General features: G+C 71.7%; 4 protein-coding genes and 1 pseudogene. 2 read left to right on the forward strand and 3 right to left on the reverse strand.

The features are described from left to right. The 3 genes from FV228_RS21190 to FV228_RS21200 form a co-directional block, all read right to left on the reverse strand. Positions 1-1,413, reverse strand: a 1,413-nt coding sequence (locus FV228_RS21190; RefSeq protein ID WP_147856419.1) for an ABC transporter ATP-binding protein, incomplete at its 3' end; no start/stop codon positions are given. A 389-nt stretch (positions 1,414-1,802) separates the two neighbouring features. Then, positions 1,803-2,075 (reverse strand): hypothetical protein, encoded by a 273-nt coding sequence (locus FV228_RS21195; protein WP_246693979.1) that lies wholly within the window; start codon positions 2,073-2,075, stop codon positions 1,803-1,805. Between the two features lie 175 nt (positions 2,076-2,250). Further along, on the reverse strand, positions 2,251-2,952 hold the full coding sequence (locus FV228_RS21200; protein WP_147856421.1) for a DNA-binding protein: 702 nt from the start codon (positions 2,950-2,952) through the stop codon (positions 2,251-2,253). A gap of 324 nt (positions 2,953-3,276) precedes the next feature. Between FV228_RS21200 and FV228_RS21205 the strand changes: the two genes are divergently transcribed. After that, positions 3,277-3,942, forward strand: a complete 666-nt coding sequence (locus FV228_RS21205; RefSeq protein ID WP_147856422.1) for a response regulator transcription factor — start codon at positions 3,277-3,279, stop codon at positions 3,940-3,942. Further along, positions 3,942-4,502 (forward strand): annotated as a pseudogene (locus FV228_RS21210) (sensor histidine kinase); the annotation flags it as partial. The gene FV228_RS21205 and the pseudogene FV228_RS21210, both read left to right, overlap by 1 nt.

Genomic DNA, 4,502 nt, shown 5'->3' on the forward strand with positions numbered 1-4,502 from the left:
GGCACCGTGGCCGAGAACATCGCGCTCGGCCTCGACGGCGGGCAGATCCGGCGCGTCGAGGCCGAGCGCGATGTTCTCGGCCACGGTGCCGTCCACGAGGAAGACGTCCTGCGGGACGTAGCCGATCCGGTTCTGCCAGGCGGGGAGGGCGCTGGCGTCGAGCACCCGCCCGTCCACGGTGATCCGGCCCGTGCCCGGGGTGAGCACCCCCAGCAGCAGGCCCGCCAGGGTCGACTTGCCCGAGCCGGTGCGGCCGGCGAGCCCAATCGTGGTGTTGACCGGGATCGTCAGGTCGATGCCGACCAGCGCCGGCCGGCCGGTGCCGTAATCGAAGCCGATCCCCTCCAGACGGATGCCTTTCGTGAAGGGAAGACGCTCTGCGGTGCGGGGGACCGGGCCACGCTCGTCGGCCAGCGCGTCGACCATCACCCGCACCACCGGGCTGTAGAAGCGCATCAGGGAGACGGATGTAAAAATGTTCTGGAAGGCCGGGAGCATCCGGTAGCCCGCGAAGGCGAACAGGCCCAGCAGCGGCAGGATCCCGGCCACATCCAGCCCCTGGGCCAGGGCGAACAGCACCACCACGATCACCCCGCCGAAGGCCAGGGCCTCGATCACGAAGCGGGGCATCTGGCCGGTGAGCAGGCTCTCCGCGGTGGCGATCGCGTAGGCCCGCGCCGGGGCGTCGAACCGGCCCGCGAAGGCCTCGGCCCGGCCGTAGAGCTTGAGTTCCGTGAGCGCCCCGAAGGTCTCCTGCACGATCCGGAACCGGGCCTCGTTATCGGCCACCGAGCGGCCGCCGAGCCGGGCGAGCCGCGCCCGCATGATCAGGTAGATCCCGACATAGAGGCCGCCGAAGCCGCCCCCGAGGATCAGGGCGAGCTGCGGCGCGTAGGCCACCAGGAACGCGATCACCGCGAGCGCCGAGGTCGCCCGGGAGGCGAGCACGGTGGCCGGCGTCAGCACGCCGACCACCAGCCGGTCGGTCTCGGACAGGACGTTCTTGGCGAGTTCCGCGCTGTTGGCCTGGGCGAAGAACAGCCGCTCCCGGTCGAGATAGCGGAACAGCATCCGCCGGCTGAAGCCGTAGCCGGCCAGATGCGTGAACCGGAGCTGCGCGTAGGTCAGCCCGGCATTGACCACCGCCGTGGTCAGGATCGCCAGCAATGCCGCCCCGCCGGTGACCAGCAGGAAGCTGCGCTCGTCGGCAAGGCCCAGGATTTCACGGGCCTGGGCCAGGTACGGCACGCGGGTCGCCGCCGAGGGGTCGCCGACCAGGGTCAGGAACGGGATCACCGAGGCGACGCCGACCACCTCCAGCAGCGCCGCGACCGCCAGGCCCAGCGCGATCAGGGCGAGCCGCCGCCGGTCGCGCGCGCGCATGATGCGAACGAGATCGATCAGCGCGCGCATGGTTCGGGACGGATCGGCGGGAGGGCTCGCATGGCCGGGCCGGGCTTAGAGGGCCCGGCGCCGGAGGGGAAGGCGGTCGGGCCTCGCGACCTCAGGTCGAACACCCGCAGACATCGTCCCAAACCCGAAACGCCCTGTTTCCGAAGGGCCCGAACCCAGCCCTCCCGGGGTGTTGCAGCCGCATTCTGTGCCGCTCGCCCCTCGAGGCTGCCTCCCTGCGCGGGCCGTTCTGAACCCAACCCCGTCATCCCGGTGCCGCGCGGCGGAGCCCGGGATGACCGAGCGGTTGATGGAGCGGACTCTGTAACGACCGGCCAACTAGGCTGACCGGAGCTGTTCGGGCCAACACTTCAAAGGGTTGGGTGCCGGGCCTTATGGAGCCTGGACCGTCAGTCGAGCTTCTTGAGCGAGCCCAGATCCACGTCGCCGTTCTGGCTGGAGAAGGTCAGCGACTGGGTGCTGCCGTCCGCCTGCGAGACGCCGCCGATGCGGTGGTCGCCGCTATCGTAGGTCGAGACTTGGCCGTCGCGCTCGATCAGGAGCCGGTGCTTGTCCGGGAAGAACGCGTATTTCATGCCGTTCTGGGAGCCGCTGGTCGAGGGGTCGCCCAGGTCCTTCGGCCAGAAGGGCTCCAGGCCCTTCATCGGTTCCATGGGCTTCATTGGCTTCATGGGTTCCATGGGCTTCATGGGTTCCATCGGCTTCATCGGTTCCAAGGGGTGCCTCCTGTTCAGCTGGGTGACAGGAGGACGCGGCAGGGGGGAAACGGTTGCATCGTGCCCCGACCGCCGGGCCGGCGATCGGTCCGGCGGCACGCGCATCCAGGCGAGCGAGGGCTCAGAGCCGGGCGCCCGGGACCGGCCGCTCGCGGACCTGGCCGTTGAAGCCGACATGGAGCTGGTGCTCGCGCCCGTCGCGGTCTTTCGCCGCCACCTCGAGGTGGCGCGGCCCGCGGCCGGTCACCCGCACGTCACCGTAGCCGGCGGCCTGGACGGCGGCGGTCAGCGCCGGCACGTCCGGGTTCGGCCCGAGGCCGAGCTTGTCCTTGGCCCAGTCGAGGCTGCCCCGCGGAGGTCCGCCGGCCGGCCCGATCACCACTTTGCGGCCGTCGCCGTGGGTCAGCACGCTGGCATGCAGGAACCCGGTCTCGAACCGGCCCTGCACGGTCACGGCCTCGCCCTTGGCGACGACGTTGCCGCCCTCGCCGGCGGGGCCGGTCTCGACCAGCGCCCGGCCCGTCGGGTCCTGGACCACGAACTTGTTGCCGTAGATCTCGGCGACCTCGCCCTTGATGGCGGTGGCGCTCGACGGGGCCAGCGCCTGGATCGCCACCGGATCCACCGGCGTCGGCTGGAACGCGGTGCCCTGCGCCAGGGACAGGCCGGCGGCGCCCAAAGCCAGGGGTGCGGCGATCGCGGCCACCACCCAGGTCCGCCCCGGGATTTTCCAGGTCCGCCCCGGGATTTTTTTGGTTGTCGTGGCGGGGGCCGGCTCGCGGATCTCGCGGGCGGTGCCGTCGATGGTGTTGTCGTCGCTCATCCGTGTTGTCCTCTTGAGAAGGTTCGGGACCCGATCGGTCCGTGGCTCCTTCCTAAGACGCCCCCTCGAATCCGGTCTGAACCGCCCGGTTCAGCCCCGGTTAAATCCGCCCGCCTATGGCCGAGACGCGCGGGCGATCAGGGACTTGGCTCGGCCGGCCGATGCGGGGGCCAGAGTGATGGGCAGCGTGAGAAGGCAGCCCTAACTTCCCGTCGCAGCGCGCTTTCCGGCACGAGTGCGCTCGCCGCCAACGCGGAGACCGGTTCGGCGTCAGCGAGCGCGTCGAATCAAGGCCCTGAAGCCTGGGTTGGGGGGACCAAACTCTTGAAAATCCTGCTGGTGGAGGACGACGCGGCCCTGGCTGCCGAACTGACCAAGGTCCTGCGCGCGGAGAACTTCGTCCTCGACCGGGCCGCCACCGGCGAGGACGCGCAGCATCTCGGCGAGACCGAGGGCTACGATGCGGTGGTGCTCGACCTCGGCCTGCCCAAGGGCGACGGGGTCTCGGTGCTGCGCGCCTGGCGGGCGGCCGGGCGGACCCTGCCGGTGCTGGTCCTTACCGCCCGGGACGGCTGGAGCGACAAGGTCGCGGCCTTCAAGGCGGGGGCGGACGATTACCTGGTCAAGCCGGTCCGGGTGGAGGAATTGGTGATCCGCCTGCGCGCCCTGGTGCGCCGGTCGCAGGGCGGCGGGGCGAGCCGGATCGCCTGCGGCCCTCTCAGCTTCGACACGGGGCTCGGCGCCTTCGAGCACGAGGGCCTGCCGCTCAAGCTCACGGGCCTCGAATGGCGGGTCCTGTCCTGCCTGATGCTCAACCGCGACGCGGTGGTGCCACGTCCGCACCTGATCGAGCGGGTCTACGAGGGCGATGCGGATGTCGATTCGAACTCCGTGGAGGTGATCATCACCCGCCTGCGCCGGAAGATCGCCCCCGCGCGGATCGAGAGCGTGCGGGGCCACGGCTACCGCCTGCACGCGGCCCCGGCCTGATGCCGCCGCCGAAGAAGAGACCGCCGCCGCACCGCTCCCTGCGGACCCGCCTGCTGGTGGCCGCCCTGGCGCTGGTGCTGGCGGCACTCGTGGTGGCCGGGCTCGCCATCGGGGTGATCCTGCACCGCTTCGTCCGGGGGCAGATCGAAGGGCATCTCGACGCCCAGATCGTCGCGCTGCGGACCGGCCTGGAGGCGGGCCTTCTGCCCCGGGATCGCGATGCGCCGCCCTTCGACCGGGATGGGCCCGGCTGGGCCTGGGAGGTGCGCCGGGGGGGCGAGACCTTCGGCTCGGGCTCCCTGCGGGGCGGCCACATCACCGTCACCGAGCCGGGCCCCGACGACGAGCCCGACCGCCCGCATCCCGCGGACGGCACCGGGCCGCGGGGGGAGCGGCTGATCCTGCGCATCCTCGACGTGCCGGGTACGCCCCCCGCCACGATCGTCGCGGCGGCGCCCCGGGCGGCCCTGTACGGGCCCCTGCGCGAGGCGCTGACCAGCCTGGCCCTGGCGCTCGGGGTGCTCGGCCTCTGCCTGATCGCCGGGCTGGCCCTGCAGGTG

This window comes from Methylobacterium sp. WL18 (genome assembly GCF_008040015.1).
GTDB classification, from domain to species: domain Bacteria; phylum Pseudomonadota; class Alphaproteobacteria; order Rhizobiales; family Beijerinckiaceae; genus Methylobacterium; species Methylobacterium mesophilicum.